We start from the raw sequence: 17377 nt of genomic DNA, 5'->3' as shown, positions 1-17377 counted from the left end.
CTCAGGCGTAGAAAACTGTGGCTAGACCTAAAAAGGCAAAGAATCCAACCACATCAGTAATAGTTGTTAAGAGTACACTGCCTGCTAGCGCAGGATCTATACCCAATGATTTTAGACATATAGGCAGTAGGGTGCCTGCTATAGCGCCGGCTATGAGGTTAATCACTATGGCCAAGGCGATAACTATGCCTATATTTATATCTTGGAACCAGAGCGTGGCGACTACTGCAATAACCAGAGCCCATAAAATACCATTGAGGGCACCTACGATAATCTCTCTGTTTAATAGCCAGCCTGCGTTTGATCGCTCTACATGACCTAATGCTTGTCCACGTATCACAAGTGTTAGGGTCTGTGAGCCGGCTATACCACCCATTGAGGCTACAATCGGCATCAAGACCGCTAAAGCTACAACTTTTTCAATCGTATCTTCAAAAATACCGATTACCGCAGAAGCTATAAAAGCGGTAAGTAGATTGATGCCTAACCAAACGGCTCTGCGTCGAGTCGTTTTCAGTACTGGCGCAAAGGTATCTTCATCTTCATCCAGGCCAGCCATGCTCATTAGAGAATGGTCAGCATCTTCACGGATGACATCGACAACGTCATCGATTGTGATACGACCAAGAAGTTTACCATCATCGTCAACGACAGGTGCTGAAACCAAATCATGCTCTTCAAAGAGTGAAGCAACTTGATCATCAGGCATATCTGCATTGATTGGTTCTATATCCGTATTCATGATCTCACGGATCGTGATAGACGGATCTGACACGAGCAGTTTGGTTAACGGTAGTAGCCCAATGTAGGAATCTTTTCGACTTACAACGATCAAGCTATCCGTCATTTCAGGGATTTCATCGTGACGGCGGATATAACGTAAAGTAGTTTCTACGCTGATATCAGGACGGATAGTGGTTGTATCCGTGTTCATCAGACCGCCAGCTGTGTCCTCTGGATAGGATAGTAGCTGCTCAACTCTGCGGCGGTTTTGCTTATCCATAATCCGCAGGGTTTCTTTCATCACTCGATTTGGAAGCTGCTGAAGCACGTCAACCATATCGTCCGAATCTAGTGATTCTGTAAGCGCTAAAACCTCTTCCGAATTCATACGGCTTAGGATATCAGCCTGAATTTCATCCCCAAGGTGCTGTAAAACTTCTGCTTCAAGATCCTCAGAGATCAAGTTCCATAGAATTTGACGCTCTTTTGGTGGGGATTTTTCAATTAGGCGGGCTACTTCGGTCGGGCGAAGAGCGCGGTTTAGCGTAAATCGAATCTGGCGAAATTCACCGCAATCGAGTGCTTCATTGAGCTTGTCCAGATTAGACTTGGTTTCTGTCTGCGCCATAGGATGCCGTCGCTAATGATTCGTCACGATGCTGTGAAAACTAGGAAATCTACTAACGCGTTGATTATAGCGGATTGTAAAGGCAGGGATAACCCAATGATATGTATAAAATTATTACTCGTCTTCGTCGAAGCGATTATTAATGAGCTCTTCGATGGCGATGAGGGCGCCTTCTTCATCACTTCCCTGAGTTTTAACAGAGAGAGTGGTGCCTTGGCTTGCAGCTAGCATCATAACGGACATAATACTTTTGCCATCCACTTCTCTGCCATCTTTTACTAGAGTGATATCAGCAGAAAAGCGTGAAGTTACACCAATTAATTTGGCCGCAGCGCGAGCATGGAGGCCTAGTTTATTGATGATTTCTAGTTCTTTTTCTTGCATCTGTGTTAACTCAATTCTCTGTGGCGGACATGAACATTATCCATGTGTTGTGAGAAATGGGAAGCCAGACGTTCGCTTATATAAACCGAACGATGTTGACCTCCAGTACAGCCGATGCCGATTGTTATATAGCTGCGATTATTTTCGGCAAAGCGGGGTAACCAGCGAGATAGAAAATCAGTGATATCACTGATCATCTCGTTTACTTCTGCTGAATTGTTTAGAAAGTCTTGAACCGGCTGTTCCTGCCCTGTGAATTTTCTCAGCTCTGGGATCCAATGGGGGTTAGGTAGCGCACGGACGTCGTATACAAAATCGACATCTAGAGGAACCCCATGTTTAAAGCCAAAGGATTCAAATTGAACTGAAAGAGTTTGCTCTTTTCGCTTAGCAACACGGAGTTTGACCGTATCCCTCAAGTCATAAAGGGATAGGCGCGTTGTATCTATTCGAATATCAGCAAGGCTAGCAATAGGTTCCAGTAATTCAGATTCTGATTGGATAGACTGTTGTAGATTCTTATGTTCATCAGAAAGCGGGTGTTTTCTTCGGGTTGAGCTGTATCTTTTTAATAGCGTAGCTTCGGATGAATCGAGAAAAATCACTTCATATTCTGCCCAGCGTTCTTGGCGAAGGTTAAGCAAAATTTGAGGGAATTTGGATAGGTTACTGAGTAGATTGCGCGCATCAATGCTGACCGCTATGCGATCAGGATGGCTGGGTTCACTACTCATCTGCTGGACTAAATCAGGTAGCAATAATGCTGGAAGGTTGTCTATGCAATAGAAGCCTATATCTTCTAGAGCTTGTAGAGCCGTACTTTTGCCGGAACCGGATCGACCGCTTATCACTACAAGCTTCATTTCACATCCTATGAACTAAGTTGGCAAATTGCCTGATAGAGTACTTCGTTATCTTCAACACTTCTCAACTGTTCTCGTACACTCTCCTGGCTAAATAGCTCAGCAATCGCGGCAAGAGTTTGTAAGTGTTCAGACGTAGCATCTTCTGGTACCAAAAGGACAAACAAAAGATCTACCGGTTTGCTATCTATGGCATCAAAATCAATGGGTTGAGCCAATTTGATTAAGTAGCCTTTGGCATCGTTGCAGTTAGCAAGTCGGCAATGGGGTATAGCTATGCCATCGCCTATGCCTGTACTGCCTAATTTCTCGCGACCGTGTAAGCCGTTGAAGATGCAAGATGCTTCTAGGTCAGGGTTTTGCTCTGAAATAATTTCAGATGCTTTTTCCAGAATTCGTTTTTTACTGCTCCCCTCAAGACCGCAAAGGGTGCTTGAGGGGGTTAATAGTTCATGGACCAACATAATACGTTGTAGCGTGAGGCCTATTTGTGATTTTTAAGTTTTTCTTTATGTTTGATAACTTGACGGTCTAATTTGTCTGTTAGGCCGTCAATTGCAGCATACATATCATCGTGCTCGTGCGTCGCGAAAAGCTGTGCGCCTGAGACATGCATCTCGGCATCTGCTTTCTGACGTTGTTTCTCGATGCTTAGTGTTACTTGAACATTGGTGATGTTATCGAAGTGACGCTCAATTTTCTGCATTTTTTCTAGGACGTAGTTTTGCATTGAATCAGTCAGTTCAACATGATGTCCAGTAATATTAATCTGCATAGGTCTCTCCTACATTAGTGGAGGCGTTTTGCCGCCGTCCTTATTTATTATCTCTTTATTAAACCAGACGCTTTCTTTCATTAGAAGGAGGAATGCCCATTGCTTCACGATATTTTGCAATGGTACGTCTAGCTACTTTGAATCCTTGTTCATCTAGGAACTGTGCGATTTTATTATCGCTCAAAGGTTTTGCTGTATTTTCGGCTGCAACCATCTTTTTGATCAGAGCTCGGATCGCTGTTGAAGAAGCAGCACCACCAGTCGCTGTACTGACATGGCTGGAGAAAAAGTATTTAAGTTCAAAAATTCCACGAGGTGTGTGCATAAACTTTTGCGTTGTTACACGAGAGATGGTTGATTCATGCATTTCAACGGCTTCTGCTATATCGTGTAATACCATTGGTTTCATGCCTTCTTCGCCATGATCTAGAAACCCAGACTGTCGTTTGACGATCTCATTCGACACTTTTAAAAGTGTTTCATTTCGGCTTTGTAGACTTTTAATAAACCAACGTGCTTCTTGAAGATGATTTTTCAGGTAGGTGTTATCTGAACTGTTATCTGCACGTTTTACTAAGCCTGCATAACCAGAGTTTATTCTAAGTTTAGGCGAAACTTCTGGATTTAGGTTAACTGTCCAAACGCCGCGTTGCTTAGTTACGATTACATCAGGGATGACATATTCTGCCGCAGTTTGGCTGATACTAGCGCCAGGCTTAGGGTTAAGGCTCTGAATGAGCTGAATAACTTGCTGCAGCTGAGGCTCTTTCAGGCGTGTTTTGCGCATTAATTGGCGATAGTCATGTGTGCCTAGAAGCTTAATATATTGATTGACCACTTTAATGGCTTCAGTGCGCCAGGGTGTATCAGAGGGAAGTTGGCTAAGTTGTATGGCCAAGCACTCGCTGAGATCACGACAAGCAATGCCGGACGGATCGAATTGTTGAATGCGATGAAGTACGGCTTCTATTTCATCAGGTTCAACTTCTTCGCTTCCTTCAGAATTTTGCTCTAAAAAGTGCTCATGAATCTCTTCAAGGGGAACCGTTAAGTATCCATCAGGGTTAATGCCATCAATAATATTGGTGGCAATTAACCTATCTAAATCACTCATCGGTGTTAGATTTAGCTGCCAGTGAAGATGATCTTGCAATGTCTCTTCTGCGGTATCATTCGATTCAAAAGAATCGAGATCTTCTTTGCTTAAAGTAGGTGTGGAAGATTGATATGTGTCTTCCCAGTTACTATCAGTCGACAATTCTTCAGGAATGCTTTCATTCCAATTATCTTCTACATCAGGGGGGTCGTCGTAATCTTGTTCCGCTGAGGTATTGCCCTCTAGTTCATCTGCACCAGCACTTTGATGAGTGTCTAGATTGTTGTCTTGATCGTTTGATGGTGCATCTGGTGTGTTTTCATCCTCAGATACATCTAACATCGGGTTGCTTTCAAGTGCTTCTTGGATTTCCTGTTGGAGATCCAGTGTTGATAATTGCAGTAAGCGAATCGCTTGCTGCAATTGTGGTGTCATTGTGAGCTGTTGCCCAATTTTTAAATGAAGCGCTTGTTTCATAATACGGTGGCACTAACTCCGGAGGCTACAATCATTTAATCGCTATTCCTTGATTTATAGGGTGAACTGATCACCCAGATACGCATTGCGTACTGCTTCATTATTCATAATGTCATCAGGCTTGCCATTAGCAAGTATAGTGCCTTCACTAACAATATAGGCGCTTTCGCAGATATCTAATGTTTCTCGAACATTGTGATCGGTAATCAAAATGCCGATACCTTTGGACTGTAGATGGCGAATTGTTTGTTTAATATCATTGACCGAAATAGGGTCTACGCCGGCAAAAGGTTCATCTAGCAGTACAAACTCAGGCTCAGTTGCCAATGCTCTAGCAATTTCAACTCTACGACGTTCACCACCAGAGAGACTCATGCCAAGACTATCGCGGATATGAGTGATGTGGAACTCTTCAAGCAACTCATTCATTTTAGTCTTGATTGCTTGTTTATCTAAGTCTTTTCTTGTTTCAAGAATCGCCAGTAAATTGTCTTGTACAGATAATTTACGAAAGATAGAGGCTTCTTGAGGTAGATAGCCTATACCTTCTCGAGCACGCCCATGCATAGGTAAGGCTGTAATATCTTTATCTTTTATTTTGACTTGACCACGGTCTGCCTGCACTAGGCCAACAATCATATAGAAGCAGGTGGTTTTACCGGCTCCATTTGGCCCTAAAAGCCCAACGATCTCACCGCTGTTAATTTTAAGAGAGACGTCTTTAACAACTTCGCGTCCTTTGTAGCGCTTAGCTAAATTTCGCGCTTCCAATAAACTCATTAACGCAGGCCTTATTTCTTTTTAGAGGGCTGAATGACCATGTTTACACGGCCTTTGTCTTTGCTATTCGCAGATGTTGAACCAAAAGCATTCACGATTGATTTATTCAAATCGTAAACGATTTTGGTTCCAGTAAAGGTATCCTTGGCTTGGATTACTTTGGCGTTTTGGGTAATGGTTAATTCTTTTTTGTTTACCATGTAGACCATATGTCTGCCCCAGGCGTCAGTGAAATTACCATTAACTTCTTGTTGTTGGCGGAAATGGGCTGGTGAGCCTTTGGCTATTAGTTTGTCAACGTCTCCGTTGGCTCTATGCATATCTACATGGGCTGCTTCGATTAGTAGTGAGCCTTGTTTAATAATGACATTACCTTTGTAGGTGGTAATACCTGTGGTGTCATTAATGCTGGCAGAATCAGCTGTTATGTAGATTGGCTTGTCCTGATCATCTGGCAGGGCGAAAACAATATTCGACGCAAGCACACCAAGTGCTACAAGCGTTTGTAATAGCCTAATCAACATTTTGATGTGTTCCTTCTACCCTTGAATGTAAATTTAAAACGCGGGTGTTGAAATTAATATCCATTCCAGTGCCTTTCATTAGACTGTGTTCTGTCTCTAAGTTCACTGGTAAGTTTGTTTCTGCAATGTCTTTCTTTGGATAAATCGTCAGAGCTTCGGTGGTTAGTTTTTTGCTCGACCGCGCATCTGAATTATCAATAACTCTGACATTACCTGCAAGATCTATTCGGCTGTTATCATCTAGTACGGTTCCAGTGTCTGATGAGATGTTGATAGTCGAGTGATCCAAGCGGTAATGATTGCTTTTGGGTTTGATCAAAAAATTTTGTTTTTCTTTTGGATTATGTTCTAACCGAGGAGTTGTAAGTTCTTGCCTGAGTTTACCGTCTATGTCCCATTCTTTTGCAGCTGCTTGGTCGATAAAATAATCCATCTTTTCAGATAGCGGGGCTTTGGATGTGCTGTGCTCTTGAGGTGAGCCTGAAAAACCCCAATACAGTAGTATTGGGATTAAAATGGCAGCAGCGATGATAATGCGTAATTTACTACTTAGATCAGGCATTTGCGGTGACTTTGTTATAGGTACTTTGCATGTAATTGCTTAAGTTTACCTTGAGCTTCGAGTATATGCTCGCAAAATTCTCGAGCTGCTCCTTCGCCGCCTCTGCGTGTGCTACACCAATCAGCATGTTGTTTGACGAATTCATGTCCATTTGGAACGCTGGCACCAAATGCACAATGACGGATAGCAGATAGGTCAGGTAAGTCGTCACCAATATACGCAGTTGTTAATGCATTATGTGATGTGCTTGACCACAGTTCTTCTAAGGCAATTAGCTTATCTTCGCGGCCTTGATATAGATAATTGATGCCCAGTGATTTGCTGCGAAATTCTACCTGTGGAGAGCTTCGTCCAGTAATAATTGCGGTCTCTATTCCTGCTTCCATAAGAAGCTTTAAACCGAGGCCATCTAGTGTGTTGAACTGTTTAACCTCTTGACCGTTGGGGAGAAATAGAAGCTGTCCGCTAGTTAAAATCCCATCTACATCAAAAACAGCAAGTGTAATGTTCTTTAAAGAAGTTGGATTGGTCATTAAATCACACCTGCTTTGAGAAGATCGTGCATATTTAAAGCGCCAATTGGCTTATTTAGTTCATCTGTGACGATAAGGGCGTTAATCTTTTTCGCTTCCATGATTTGTAAGCATTCGGCTGCTAATGTCTCGCTATTAACCGTCGTACCTTGGTGAGTCATAACGTGATCGATAACTGTGGTTTTTAAATCTACATTCTGATCTAGTGCTCGACGCAAGTCACCATCGGTGAATATGCCGAGTAATTTGCCATCTTTATCTACGATTGTAGTCATGCCTAGGCGTTTGCGAGTCACTTCTATAAGTGCTTCTTGTAAAAGGGTTCCTGACTCAACCTCTGGAACATCTTGGTCAGCGTGCATTATATCGCTTACTTTTAGGAGTAATTTACGACCCAAACTGCCACCTGGGTGGGAGAAAGCAAAATCTTCCGCGCTAAACCCGCGTGCTTCTAATAAGGCTATAGCTAATGCATCCCCTAGCACTAATTGAGTCGTAGTGCTTGAGGTTGGAGCTAGGCCAAGAGGACAGGCTTCTTTTTCAACGCCGATGTGTAGGTTTGCATCAGAAGCTGTGGATAAGGTTGAATCAGCATTAGCTGTAATACTAATAAGCGGAGCTTTCATCCTTTTTAAAAGAGGGATGATGGTAACGACTTCGGCTGTTTCACCTGAATTAGAAAGGGCGATAACTACATCGTTTGAAGTGATCATCCCTAGATCCCCATGGCTAGCTTCACCAGGATGAACAAAAAAAGATGGTGAGCCTGTACTCGCTAGAGTTGCAGCAATTTTTTTACCGATATGACCTGATTTTCCCATGCCTGTAACAATGATTCTACCGGTGCATTGAAACATCAGTTCGCAGGCACGAATAAAATTCTCATCCAGATGGCTAACTAAATCTGAAACGGCTTCAGCTTCAAGTTGAATGGTTCGTCTTGCTGAACTGAGAAAATCAGGTTGTGACATCAGAAACCTATACTGTCTATTGTGATACGGTCATAGTGTATAGCAGGATCAAATAACCTGCATAGGCAGCTGCTAACAGGCTGCCTTCAAATCGACTGATAGAAGGGGGTTTTTGCCATAAGGCGAAAGCCATCAGTGCGAAAGTTAATCCAAGCATGGCAACATAATCTCGTTGCAGCACAATTGCATCCATACCTATAGGTGCAATAAGCCCTGGTACGGCCATTACTGCAACTAAGTTGAAAATGTTAGATCCAACTACGTTGCCAATAGCGATGTCATGATGATTTTTTAAAGCACTTGCTACGGATGCAGCTAACTCAGGTAGGCTGGTGCCAATAGCTACAATTGTTAAGCCTATAACAAGTTTGCTCACGCCCATCGCAAAAGCAATTTCACTGGCTCCCCAAACAAGTAGCCTGGAGCTGGCAGCTAGAACAGCGAGTCCAGTTATTAACCAAAAAATAGCCTTTTTTGTTTCTAGTTCGGGTAACTCTTCCTGGTCACTCGCTAGCTCATCTTGTGGTGCGCCTTTTTGAAAACGATTAAATAGGTATAGGCAAACTGCTAAGGCAATTAGCAGGATAACGCCGTCCATACGGCTTAGGTGTAGGTCAAAAAGAATAACGCCGGCAAGTAAGGTTACACCTAATAAAAGAGGTAACTCTTTTCTCAAAACTCCAGATTTTACCGGTAAAGGCGCTATAAGTGCGGTGATACCAAGCACCAGTGCGATGTTAGCAATGTTGGAACCGAGTGCGTTACCTATTGCAAGATCTCCAGATCCTGACGTGGAAGCCATGATCGAAACTAGTATTTCGGGAGCTGAGGTGCCAAAAGAGACAATTGTCAGGCCGATAAGCATCGGTGACATACCAAAATTTTTAGCTGTCGCTGCAGCCCCTTCTACAAACTTATCTGCACTCCAGACCAATAAAATTAAGCCAGCCAATAGCGCCAAAATTGGGTAAAGCATAAAGAAAATATGTTCCAGTAATAGATGAAGGACGCTATTAAAACAGAATGCAGTGGTTGTTTAAATCGGCACGAAGGAACTATAGGTAAATATTCCCGTTTTTATATCGAAATGGTATAGTTGCGACCCCACAAAGTACGGGTTATTGAATAAAGCCTGAACAGTGGAACGGACTTAAGCTGTTTTGCATGTTTTATAAATGGAATCTTATGAGTCAGTTTGATGATGTCGTCATCGATATTCAGCAGTTGAGCTTCGCTCGTGGTGAAAGACCGATATATAGCAATGTCGATCTTAAAATCCCTCGGGGAAAAATTACTGCAATTATGGGCCCCTCAGGTACTGGTAAAACTACACTGCTAAAATTGATTGGTGGTCAGTTGAAACCCGATACTGGCTCTATCTCGATTGATGGTCAAAATATCCCAGATTTAAGTCGTAGCGAACTCTTTTCGGTTCGTGAACGTATGGGTATGCTTTTTCAGAGTGGCGCTCTTTTTACTGATATGAGCGTATTTGAAAATGTGGCTTTTCCTCTTCGTGTTCATACGAATCTATCTGAAGATATGATTCGCGATATCGTGTTGATGAAGCTTCATGCGGTCGGTTTACGCGGCGCTAATAAACTAATGCCAAGCGAGCTTTCGGGCGGTATGGCTCGACGTGTTGCTTTGGCGCGTGCGATCGCATTAGATCCTGATATTTTAATGTATGATGAGCCTTTTACTGGTCAGGACCCGATCGCTATGGGTGTGCTAGTGAATCTAATCAGACATTTAAACAACTCTTTAGGGCATACCAGTATTATTGTTTCACATGATATTCAGGAAACGTTAGGTATAGCTGACTATGTATTTATTCTTGCTGATGCAAAAGTGGTTGCTCAGGGGACACCAGAAGAGTTGCTAGAAGTAGAGTCTCCTCAGGTTAAACAGTTTATGCACGGTCTACCAGATGGTCCTGTGCCATTTCATTTTCCTGCAGATGATTATGCTGATGATTTGCTACAAGGTGATCTGAAATGAACAAGTTAGCCTCCTTAGGGCATGTGACGTTAAGTAAGCTCGCAGCGTTTGGGCGTGCAACAATGATTCTATTTCAATCATTGATTGCCAAGCCTCAGCCGCTCATGATGTTTCCTTTGTTGGTAAAACAGATCTATTTCGTTGGCGTGTTGTCGATGATTATTATTGTAGTGTCGGGTCTGTTTATCGGTATGGTATTAGGTCTTCAAGGCTATACCATTCTTGTCGATTACGGATCTGAACAGGCCGTGGGGCAGATGGTAGCGTTGAGTTTGGTTAGAGAGTTAGCTCCGGTTGTAACAGCGTTACTCTTTGCAGGGCGAGCTGGCTCTGCCTTGACGGCGGAAATCGGCTTAATGAAAGCTACAGAACAGCTTTCTAGCCTAGAAATGATCGGTGTTGACCCTTTGCGTCGCATTATTGCGCCACGCTTTTGGGCTGGATTTATTTGCTTGCCGATCTTGGCTGCAATATTTGCAATCGTAGGGATCTACGGTGGTGCTTTGGTAAGTATTGATTGGTTGGGTATCTACGACGGCTCTTTTTGGGCCAACATGCAGAACTCAGTAGATTTTTATGAAGATGTTGTTAACGGCTTAATTAAAGCGGTTGCCTTCGGCTTCGTTGTAACTTGGATTGCTGTATTCCAAGGCTATGACTGTATACCAACCTCGGAAGGTATTAGTCAGGCAACAACGAAAACAGTGGTTTATTCATCCCTTGCGGTGTTAGGCCTAGATTTTATTCTTACAGCAGTAATGTTTGGAGAACTTTAATATGCGTATGCGGGTCTTGGAGATCAGCGTAGGTACCTTTGTTTTGGCAGGTATTTTAGCGTTGGTAGGATTGGCGTTGAACGTAAGCGGTTTAAGTGTGTCTACAAGTGACAATACTTATACTGTTTATGCCCGCTTTGAAAATATTGGTGGTTTGACACCTCGAGCAAAAGTAACAATGTCCGGTGTCACTATTGGTAAAGTTACAAGCATTGAGCTAGACACGGAACAGTTGGTCGCTAAAGTTTCTATGGAAATAAATGGCGATGTGGATTTTCTTTCCATCGATAGTTCTGCAGCGATTCTAACTGCAGGTTTGCTGGGTGAGCAGTATATCGGTGTTACCGTTGGGGCCGAAGAGGAATATCTCAGTAATGGTGGCTTTATCGAAGATACCCAATCAGCGCTAGTGCTGGAGGAGTTAATCGGTAAATTCCTCTTCAATGAAGCGAGTGAGTAATTATGTTACAGCAGGTTTTTAAACGATTAGGCCATTTGGCTGCGATCGTTGCTTTTATGTTTTCTTTTAATGCTTATGCATCTTGGGAAGAAGCGGGCAAAGTGATTGAAGGCGCTACTTCAGACGTTCTTCAGTTATTAGACAACGAAGAACTTCTAAAGGAAGAGCAGAAAGATCAATTAGTTTCAGAAATTGACACTATTCTTTCTCCTGTAGTGGACTTCGATTACATCGCCAAAGGTGTAATGGGGAAATACTATCGCAGAGCGTCAAAAGAGCAACGTGAAGAGTTTAGTGGTGTTTTCAAAACAACTTTGTTGAAAACCTATGCTAAAGCACTTGTCGGGTTTAATATTGAACGTTATGAGATGGTTCCACCTCGTAAGAAAAGCCCTGATGAGAAAAAGCAGATTGTTACAGTAAACGTTTTTGCTGCAGATGGTACTAAATTTGCGCTGATCTACTATATGAAAAAGAGTGCAGATGAGTGGAAACTAGTGAACGCTGTTTTGGATGGCAGCGTAAATATCAAACTGAGCTTTAAAAACCAGTTTGCAGATCTGATGCAGCGTAATCGTAATAACGTCGATAAAGTTATTACTAGCTGGAAAGATAAGGTAGACCCAGACAAGGAAAGTGCTTAATGGCAACCGCTAGCATTAAGTCAGCACAGTTAATTGCGATTGAAGGGGAGCTTAAATTCCCTGTGATCATGCAACTTCGTAAGCAGGTTGAATCGTTATTGTCTGGTTTGAATGGTACGACGCAAGTAGATTTTGACGGGGTTACTTCAGTAGATAGTTCTGCGTTGTCTTTTTGGTTGTGTTGTTTACGTTTTGCAAAACGTAATAGATTGGAGCTTGAGCCGATCAACTTACCTGTAGAAATGCAGGGGATTGCAAAATTGGTTGGGCTTGAAGATCTAACAAATTGATTAGTATTAAGTGATATTGGATTAAGGCGATGCTTAGCATCGCCTTTTTTGTCATGATCCGGTATTATTTCCGCCTTATTTTTATCTAGAAGTATTCTATCGGGAGCTTTGCATGCAGGCTGAACAGGTTAAGCAGATTCTGGAATCTCAACTTGAGAACTGTGTAGTTACAACCGCAGGTGAAGGGTGTGATTTTCAGGTAACCGTTGTAGGTGAACTGTTTGAAGGGTTGCGCCCGGTGAAATGTCAGCAGCTTGTCTATGCTTGCTTGAATGAGCATATCGCAAATGGAACGATTCATGCTCTAACGATTAAGACATACACCCCTGCGCAGTGGGAAGCTTCCCAGAACTAAACGCCTTTTACTGGATTGACCATGGATAAACTTATTATTACAGGTGGGAAGCAGCTCACAGGTGAAGTTCGCATCTCCGGTGCTAAAAACTCGGCGTTACCTATCCTTGCTTCTGCTTTGCTAGCGTCTGAGCCAGTTACAATTTGTAACTTGCCACACTTACATGACATTACGACGATGCTTGAGCTTTTGCGTCGTATGGGTGTTGAGCTAGTAATTGATGAAAAATTAAATGTAGAAATTGATGCCAGCACAATCGATAAACTGGTTGCACCATACGAACTAGTAAAAACGATGCGTGCATCAATCTTGGTACTGGGCCCTATGGTGGCGCACTTTGGCGAAGCTGAAGTCTCCCTTCCTGGTGGTTGTGCTATCGGTTCACGCCCAGTCGATCTTCATATTCAAGGTCTACGTGCAATGGGCGCAGACGTTGTTGTTGAAGGCGGTTATATCCGTGCTAAAACCAATGGTCGCTTAAAAGGTGCCCGAGTGTTCTTTGATACTGTAACAGTTACAGGTACAGAGAATATTCTTATGGCGGCAACGCTGGCCGAAGGCCAGAGTATTCTTGAGAATGCTGCTCGTGAACCTGAAGTGGTAGACCTAGCAGAATGTTTGATCGCGATGGGTGCGGACATTACTGGTCACGGTACAGATACCATTGTTGTTAATGGTGTTGAAAAACTTCACGGTTGTAAATTCCCTGTGGTTGCTGACCGTATTGAGACTGGTACATACCTAGCCGCTGTAGCGGCAACGCGCGGTAAGGTAAAGATCAAAAATACATCGCCAGCAATTCTAGATGCTGTTCTGCAAAAGCTTGAAGAAGCGGGCGCACATATCACTACAGGTGATGATTGGATTGAGCTGGATATGAAAGGTCAGCGTCCAAAAGCAGTTAACGTGACTACAGCACCTTATCCTGCTTTCCCAACAGATATGCAAGCGCAATTCTCGGCGATGAATGCGGTATCTGAGGGCGTTAGTATTCTAAAAGAAACCATATTTGAAAACCGTTTTATGCACATGCAAGAGATGATTCGCATGGGCGCTAAAATCAATATTGATGGCAATACCGCAGTTGTAGAAGGGGTTGAGCGTCTACAGGCAGCGCCTGTTATGGCAACAGATCTGCGTGCTTCTGCGAGTTTGGTTATTGCTGCATTGGTTGCAGACGGTGACACCGTAATTGATCGTATTTACCACATCGATCGTGGTTACGAGTGTATTGAAGAGAAATTACAGTTATTAGGCGCACGTATTAAGCGTGTTCCAGGTTAAACAGGTATATAGAACGCTATGAAGCAGCAACTAACGATTGCACTGTCCAAGGGACGTATCCTCAAAGAAACCCTGCCTTTATTGGCGGAAGCTGACATTGTGCCGGCAGAGGATATTCATAGCAGCCGTAAACTGATTTTTGATACAAACCATGACAACATCAAATTGGTTGTCATTCGTGCAACTGACGTACCTACTTATGTTGAGTACGGTGGCGCGGATATGGGCATCGCAGGTAAAGATGTTCTGCTTGAACATGGTGCTGCTGGTTTGTATGAGCCTTTGGATCTGAAAATCTCTAAGTGCAAGCTTATGGTTGCAGGTATGAAAGGGGCTGAGCCAGTTGAAGGCCGAATGAAAGTTGCGAGTAAGTTTGTCAATGTGACCCGTGACTACTTTGCTAAACAGGGTTGTCAGGTCGATATCATCAAACTTTATGGCGCTATGGAATTAGCACCGCTAATGGGCTTGGCAGACCGTATCGTTGATATCGTAGATACAGGCAATACCTTGCGAGCTAACGGTCTAGAGCCGATGGAAGAGATTGCGGATATCAGCTCACGTTTAGTTGTTGGCCAGCCTTCAATGAAGATGAAGCACCGTCAGATCCAACCGATCTTAGATAAATTAGCTGATGCAATTGCCCGCCGTGATGGAGAAGCGTAATCATGACTGATTTGAATATTAAACGTCTAGATTCTACTCAGGCTGATTTCCGTCAGCAAATGGATAAACTGCTTGCGTGGGAAGCGGTATCTGATGAAAAAGTAAATCAGATCGTCAATGAGATCCTTCAGCGCGTTGAGCAAGAAGGCGATCCAGCGGTTGTTGAGTACACCAACCGTTTTGATAATACGTCTGTGTCAGAGATGTCTGAGCTTGAGATGAGCAAAGAGCGTCTGCAAGCTGCTTTGGATAATCTTCCACAAGATCAGCGTCAAGCATTGGAAATTGCTGCTGAGCGTGTTCGTAGCTATCACGAGCGTCAACTCGTTGATTCATGGCAGTACACTGAAGCCGACGGCACTATGTTAGGTCAGAAAGTAACGCCAATGGACCGTGTTGGTCTGTATGTACCGGGTGGTAAAGCTGCGTACCCATCTTCAGTATTGATGAACGCAATGCCAGCAAAAGTTGCGGGTGTTGAAGAGATCATTATGGTTGTGCCAACACCAGGTGGTGAAGTTAACGAGCTGGTACTTGCAGCTGCATGTTTATCAGGCGTTGATCGCGTTTTCTGTATTGGTGGTGCACAAGCGGTTGCCGCTTTAGCTTATGGTACAGCAACTGTACCTAAAGTAGATAAGATTGTAGGTCCAGGTAACATCTTTGTGGCAACAGCGAAGCGTGCGGTATTTGGCGCTGTTGGTATCGATATGATTGCTGGGCCGTCAGAAATTCTTGTGGTTTGCGACGGCCAGACTGACCCTGATTGGGTTGCGATGGATCTTTTCTCCCAAGCTGAACACGATGAAGATGCGCAGCCAATTCTTGTTACACCTGATGCAGACTTCATTGATGCGGTAGAAGCCAGCATCAATAAATTGTTGCCAACTATAGAGCGTAAAGAGATTATCGAAACCTCTCTACGTCTTCGTGCAGCGCTGATTAAGGTTGCAGATATGGATGAAGCGATTGAAGTTTCAAACCGTATCGCTCCAGAGCACTTGGAATTGTCTGTAGAAGATCCTGAAGCGTTATTGCCTAAGATTCGTCATGCAGGTGCGATCTTTATGGGACGTTATACAGCTGAGGCACTAGGTGATTACTGTGCGGGTCCTAACCACGTTTTACCGACGTCTGGCACTGCTAGGTTCTCTTCTCCTCTAGGTGTATATGACTTCCAGAAACGTTCTTCTTTGATCATGTTCTCTGAAGATGGCGCTTCTGAAATGGGTAAAGTTGCATCAGTACTTGCGCGCGGTGAAAGCCTGACAGCGCATGCTCGTTCAGCGGAATACCGTATTAAGTCTTAATGGAAAAACTTAGACGACTTTTTGATGAAGGGCTGCCAGAAATGGCGGCCCTTTTTATTTGTAGGGTAAAAGTTATTTGCTGAGTAATGCAAAATTAGTTACGGCTTTTAGGGCGTTCGCCAATTTCAGCATCAAAGGAGAGTTCTTTACCTTCCCTAAGAACTTTAACGGTGACTACCTGACCTGGTCGAAGACGGGCTATTTGAGTCATGGATTTACGGCCATCCAAAATAGGATTGTCATTGATGGTCAGCATTACGTCACCGGGTTGCAGGCCTGCTATATGGGCTGGGCCGTTACGGAATACGCCTGCAATGATAAGTCCTTGAAGTTTTTTAAGGCCAAATGATTCAGCAAGACTAGGCGTAAGCTCTTGTATCTCAATACCAAGCCAACCGCGAACAACGCGACCGTGCTGTATTAAGTCCTGCATGACCTGTTTGGTAAGGTCTGATGGAATTGCAAAGCCGATACCTTGAGAACCACCCGATTTAGAAAAAATTGCGGTATTAATACCAATCAAGTTGCCAAAGGCATCAATCAAAGCACCGCCAGAGTTGCCAGGATTGATGGCTGCGTCTGTTTGTATAAAGTCTTCATAGGTATTCAGGCCTACACTGTTGCGGCCGGTAGCACTGATGATACCCATGGTTACGGTTTGCCCAACACCAAATGGGTTGCCTATGGCTAGGACTACATCACCAACACGATAATTTTCAGTTTGACCGAGTGTAATACTTGGCAAGTTATCCAATGTGACCTTTAAAACGGCTAAGTCTGTTTCTGGATCTGTACCGATCACTTCTGCGGCGGCTTCTCTACCATCTTTCAAAGCAACAATAATGCTATCGGCGCCTGAAATTACGTGGTTATTGGTAACTATGTAGCCTTGAGAGCTTAGAATTACGCCAGAGCCTAGGCTGGACTGCACGCGCTCTCGTTGTGGAATGCTGTCGGAATCAAAGAAGTTACGGAAGAAAGGGTCGTTGAAGAGAGGGTGCACATTCTGTCTAACAACGGTTTGGGTGTAGATGTTAACAACAGCAGGGGCAGCGACTTCTACAGCATCTGCGTAAGATACAGGGCCAATATTTCCTTGTGGAGCAGTGTTGTTGCGGGCTTCACGGAACTCAATGGTAGAGTTTGAACTATCTAATAGATCTGGAAAGACTTGTAAAAGAAGAATGGCGACAAGCACGCCTGAGAGAATAGGCCAGAAAAGAAAGTTAAATTTACGCATGAGTGTATAGTCGAAACGCCATAAACAAGCTTAGA

Annotated in this window: 22 protein-coding genes; 9 read left to right on the top strand and 13 right to left on the bottom strand. The window is 43.5% G+C overall.

Translation table 11 applies throughout. The features are described from left to right. Position 1 precedes the first annotated feature (1 nt). The 12 genes from mgtE to ACMXYS_RS12635 form a co-directional block, all read right to left on the bottom strand. Positions 2-1351 (bottom strand): magnesium transporter, encoded by a 1350-nt coding sequence (gene mgtE / locus ACMXYS_RS12690; RefSeq protein ID WP_415896739.1) that lies wholly within the window; start codon positions 1349-1351, stop codon positions 2-4. A gap of 114 nt (positions 1352-1465) precedes the next feature. Beyond that, a complete protein-coding gene (locus tag ACMXYS_RS12685) occupies positions 1466-1735 on the bottom strand; it encodes an HPr family phosphocarrier protein (RefSeq protein ID WP_415896738.1) in 270 nt (89 codons plus the stop codon). A 5-nt stretch (positions 1736-1740) separates the two neighbouring features. Then, positions 1741-2598, bottom strand: a complete 858-nt coding sequence (gene rapZ, locus ACMXYS_RS12680; RefSeq protein WP_415896737.1) for an RNase adapter RapZ — start codon at positions 2596-2598, stop codon at positions 1741-1743. Positions 2599-2606: 8 nt separating this feature from the next. Continuing rightward, on the bottom strand, positions 2607-3065 hold the full coding sequence (ptsN, locus tag ACMXYS_RS12675) for a PTS IIA-like nitrogen regulatory protein PtsN (protein ID WP_415898249.1): 459 nt from the start codon (positions 3063-3065) through the stop codon (positions 2607-2609). Positions 3066-3082: 17 nt separating this feature from the next. Next, complete coding sequence (gene hpf / locus ACMXYS_RS12670; RefSeq protein ID WP_415882015.1) at positions 3083-3373, bottom strand: ribosome hibernation-promoting factor, HPF/YfiA family; 291 nt, start codon at positions 3371-3373, stop codon at positions 3083-3085. Between the two features lie 58 nt (positions 3374-3431). Next, positions 3432-4946 (bottom strand): RNA polymerase factor sigma-54, encoded by a 1515-nt coding sequence (locus tag ACMXYS_RS12665; RefSeq protein ID WP_415896736.1) that lies wholly within the window; start codon positions 4944-4946, stop codon positions 3432-3434. A gap of 54 nt (positions 4947-5000) precedes the next feature. Then, complete coding sequence (gene lptB / locus ACMXYS_RS12660; RefSeq protein WP_415896735.1) at positions 5001-5726, bottom strand: LPS export ABC transporter ATP-binding protein; 726 nt, start codon at positions 5724-5726, stop codon at positions 5001-5003. Positions 5727-5737: 11 nt separating this feature from the next. Beyond that, complete coding sequence (lptA, locus tag ACMXYS_RS12655) at positions 5738-6250, bottom strand: lipopolysaccharide transport periplasmic protein LptA (protein WP_415896734.1); 513 nt, start codon at positions 6248-6250, stop codon at positions 5738-5740. After that, positions 6240-6812: an LPS export ABC transporter periplasmic protein LptC gene (lptC, locus tag ACMXYS_RS12650; protein WP_415896733.1), complete on the bottom strand. Its 573-nt coding sequence runs from the start codon at positions 6810-6812 to the stop codon at positions 6240-6242. Before lptC ends, lptA begins: the two co-directional genes overlap by 11 nt. Before the next feature lie 14 nt (positions 6813-6826). Beyond that, positions 6827-7345: a KdsC family phosphatase gene (locus ACMXYS_RS12645; protein WP_415896732.1), complete on the bottom strand. Its 519-nt coding sequence runs from the start codon at positions 7343-7345 to the stop codon at positions 6827-6829. Beyond that, positions 7345-8316, bottom strand: a complete 972-nt coding sequence (locus ACMXYS_RS12640) for a KpsF/GutQ family sugar-phosphate isomerase (protein ID WP_415896731.1) — start codon at positions 8314-8316, stop codon at positions 7345-7347. The genes ACMXYS_RS12645 and ACMXYS_RS12640 overlap by 1 nt, the downstream gene beginning before the upstream one ends. Positions 8317-8332: 16 nt before the next feature. After that, a complete protein-coding gene (locus tag ACMXYS_RS12635; protein WP_415896730.1) occupies positions 8333-9292 on the bottom strand; it encodes a calcium/sodium antiporter in 960 nt (319 codons plus the stop codon). A gap of 209 nt (positions 9293-9501) precedes the next feature. On the opposite strand from ACMXYS_RS12635, the gene ACMXYS_RS12630 reads away from it, so the two are divergent. From ACMXYS_RS12630 to hisD, 9 genes are all read left to right on the top strand, one after another. Beyond that, a complete protein-coding gene (locus tag ACMXYS_RS12630) occupies positions 9502-10317 on the top strand; it encodes an ATP-binding cassette domain-containing protein (RefSeq protein WP_415896729.1) in 816 nt (271 codons plus the stop codon). Then, a complete protein-coding gene (mlaE, locus tag ACMXYS_RS12625) occupies positions 10314-11093 on the top strand; it encodes a lipid asymmetry maintenance ABC transporter permease subunit MlaE (RefSeq protein WP_415882006.1) in 780 nt (259 codons plus the stop codon). Before ACMXYS_RS12630 ends, mlaE begins: the two co-directional genes overlap by 4 nt. Before the next feature lies 1 nt (position 11094). Continuing rightward, entirely contained in the window at positions 11095-11553 is a 459-nt protein-coding gene (gene mlaD / locus ACMXYS_RS12620) for an outer membrane lipid asymmetry maintenance protein MlaD (protein WP_415896728.1), read from the top strand. A gap of 2 nt (positions 11554-11555) precedes the next feature. Continuing rightward, positions 11556-12197 (top strand): MlaC/ttg2D family ABC transporter substrate-binding protein, encoded by a 642-nt coding sequence (locus ACMXYS_RS12615; protein WP_415896727.1) that lies wholly within the window; start codon positions 11556-11558, stop codon positions 12195-12197. Beyond that, entirely contained in the window at positions 12197-12487 is a 291-nt protein-coding gene (locus ACMXYS_RS12610; protein ID WP_415896726.1) for an STAS domain-containing protein, read from the top strand. The genes ACMXYS_RS12615 and ACMXYS_RS12610 overlap by 1 nt, the downstream gene beginning before the upstream one ends. A gap of 112 nt (positions 12488-12599) precedes the next feature. Further along, complete coding sequence (locus ACMXYS_RS12605; protein WP_415882002.1) at positions 12600-12842, top strand: BolA family protein; 243 nt, start codon at positions 12600-12602, stop codon at positions 12840-12842. Positions 12843-12863: 21 nt separating this feature from the next. Then, positions 12864-14126 (top strand): UDP-N-acetylglucosamine 1-carboxyvinyltransferase, encoded by a 1263-nt coding sequence (gene murA, locus ACMXYS_RS12600; protein ID WP_415896725.1) that lies wholly within the window; start codon positions 12864-12866, stop codon positions 14124-14126. Between the two features lie 18 nt (positions 14127-14144). Further along, on the top strand, positions 14145-14792 hold the full coding sequence (gene hisG / locus ACMXYS_RS12595; protein WP_415882000.1) for an ATP phosphoribosyltransferase: 648 nt from the start codon (positions 14145-14147) through the stop codon (positions 14790-14792). Positions 14793-14794: 2 nt separating this feature from the next. Next, the gene (hisD, locus tag ACMXYS_RS12590) at positions 14795-16102 is read left to right on the top strand and encodes a histidinol dehydrogenase (RefSeq protein WP_415896724.1); all 1308 of its coding nucleotides are present in this window, start codon (positions 14795-14797) and stop codon (positions 16100-16102) included. A gap of 94 nt (positions 16103-16196) precedes the next feature. On the opposite strand, the gene ACMXYS_RS12585 is transcribed toward hisD, so the two are convergent. Beyond that, positions 16197-17342 carry a S1C family serine protease gene (locus ACMXYS_RS12585; RefSeq protein WP_415896723.1) on the bottom strand — a complete coding sequence of 382 codons (1146 nt, stop codon included), beginning with the start codon at positions 17340-17342 and terminating at the stop codon, positions 16197-16199. Positions 17343-17377: the final 35 nt, after the last annotated feature.

Origin of the sequence: Neptuniibacter sp. QD57_21 (genome assembly GCF_047778075.1) — a bacterium.
Lineage (GTDB): Bacteria > Pseudomonadota > Gammaproteobacteria > Pseudomonadales > Balneatricaceae > Neptuniibacter.
This window is presented reverse-complemented; position numbering and strand designations above follow the sequence as displayed.

Excerpts from the sequence above, each read along its gene's own strand:
- hisG (WP_415882000.1), top strand. The coding sequence starts at position 14,145 with ATGAAGCAGCAACTAACGATTGCACTGTCCAAGGGACGTATCCTCAAA.
- murA (WP_415896725.1), top strand. The coding sequence starts at position 12,864 with ATGGATAAACTTATTATTACAGGTGGGAAGCAGCTCACAGGTGAAGTT.
- lptA (WP_415896734.1), bottom strand. The coding sequence starts at position 6,250 with ATGTTGATTAGGCTATTACAAACGCTTGTAGCACTTGGTGTGCTTGCG.
- ACMXYS_RS12605 (WP_415882002.1), top strand. The coding sequence starts at position 12,600 with ATGCAGGCTGAACAGGTTAAGCAGATTCTGGAATCTCAACTTGAGAAC.
- mgtE (WP_415896739.1), bottom strand. The coding sequence starts at position 1,351 with ATGGCGCAGACAGAAACCAAGTCTAATCTGGACAAGCTCAATGAAGCA.
- ACMXYS_RS12630 (WP_415896729.1), top strand. The coding sequence starts at position 9,502 with ATGAGTCAGTTTGATGATGTCGTCATCGATATTCAGCAGTTGAGCTTC.
- ACMXYS_RS12610 (WP_415896726.1), top strand. The coding sequence starts at position 12,197 with ATGGCAACCGCTAGCATTAAGTCAGCACAGTTAATTGCGATTGAAGGG.
- lptC (WP_415896733.1), bottom strand. The coding sequence starts at position 6,812 with ATGCCTGATCTAAGTAGTAAATTACGCATTATCATCGCTGCTGCCATT.
- ACMXYS_RS12645 (WP_415896732.1), bottom strand. The coding sequence starts at position 7,345 with ATGACCAATCCAACTTCTTTAAAGAACATTACACTTGCTGTTTTTGAT.
- ACMXYS_RS12635 (WP_415896730.1), bottom strand. The coding sequence starts at position 9,292 with ATGCTTTACCCAATTTTGGCGCTATTGGCTGGCTTAATTTTATTGGTC.
- hpf (WP_415882015.1), bottom strand. The coding sequence starts at position 3,373 with ATGCAGATTAATATTACTGGACATCATGTTGAACTGACTGATTCAATG.
- mlaE (WP_415882006.1), top strand. The coding sequence starts at position 10,314 with ATGAACAAGTTAGCCTCCTTAGGGCATGTGACGTTAAGTAAGCTCGCA.
- ACMXYS_RS12685 (WP_415896738.1), bottom strand. The coding sequence starts at position 1,735 with ATGCAAGAAAAAGAACTAGAAATCATCAATAAACTAGGCCTCCATGCT.
- rapZ (WP_415896737.1), bottom strand. The coding sequence starts at position 2,598 with ATGAAGCTTGTAGTGATAAGCGGTCGATCCGGTTCCGGCAAAAGTACG.
- ACMXYS_RS12640 (WP_415896731.1), bottom strand. The coding sequence starts at position 8,316 with ATGTCACAACCTGATTTTCTCAGTTCAGCAAGACGAACCATTCAACTT.
- ACMXYS_RS12585 (WP_415896723.1), bottom strand. The coding sequence starts at position 17,342 with ATGCGTAAATTTAACTTTCTTTTCTGGCCTATTCTCTCAGGCGTGCTT.
- ACMXYS_RS12665 (WP_415896736.1), bottom strand. The coding sequence starts at position 4,946 with ATGAAACAAGCGCTTCATTTAAAAATTGGGCAACAGCTCACAATGACA.
- hisD (WP_415896724.1), top strand. The coding sequence starts at position 14,795 with ATGACTGATTTGAATATTAAACGTCTAGATTCTACTCAGGCTGATTTC.
- lptB (WP_415896735.1), bottom strand. The coding sequence starts at position 5,726 with ATGAGTTTATTGGAAGCGCGAAATTTAGCTAAGCGCTACAAAGGACGC.
- ACMXYS_RS12615 (WP_415896727.1), top strand. The coding sequence starts at position 11,556 with ATGTTACAGCAGGTTTTTAAACGATTAGGCCATTTGGCTGCGATCGTT.
- mlaD (WP_415896728.1), top strand. The coding sequence starts at position 11,095 with ATGCGTATGCGGGTCTTGGAGATCAGCGTAGGTACCTTTGTTTTGGCA.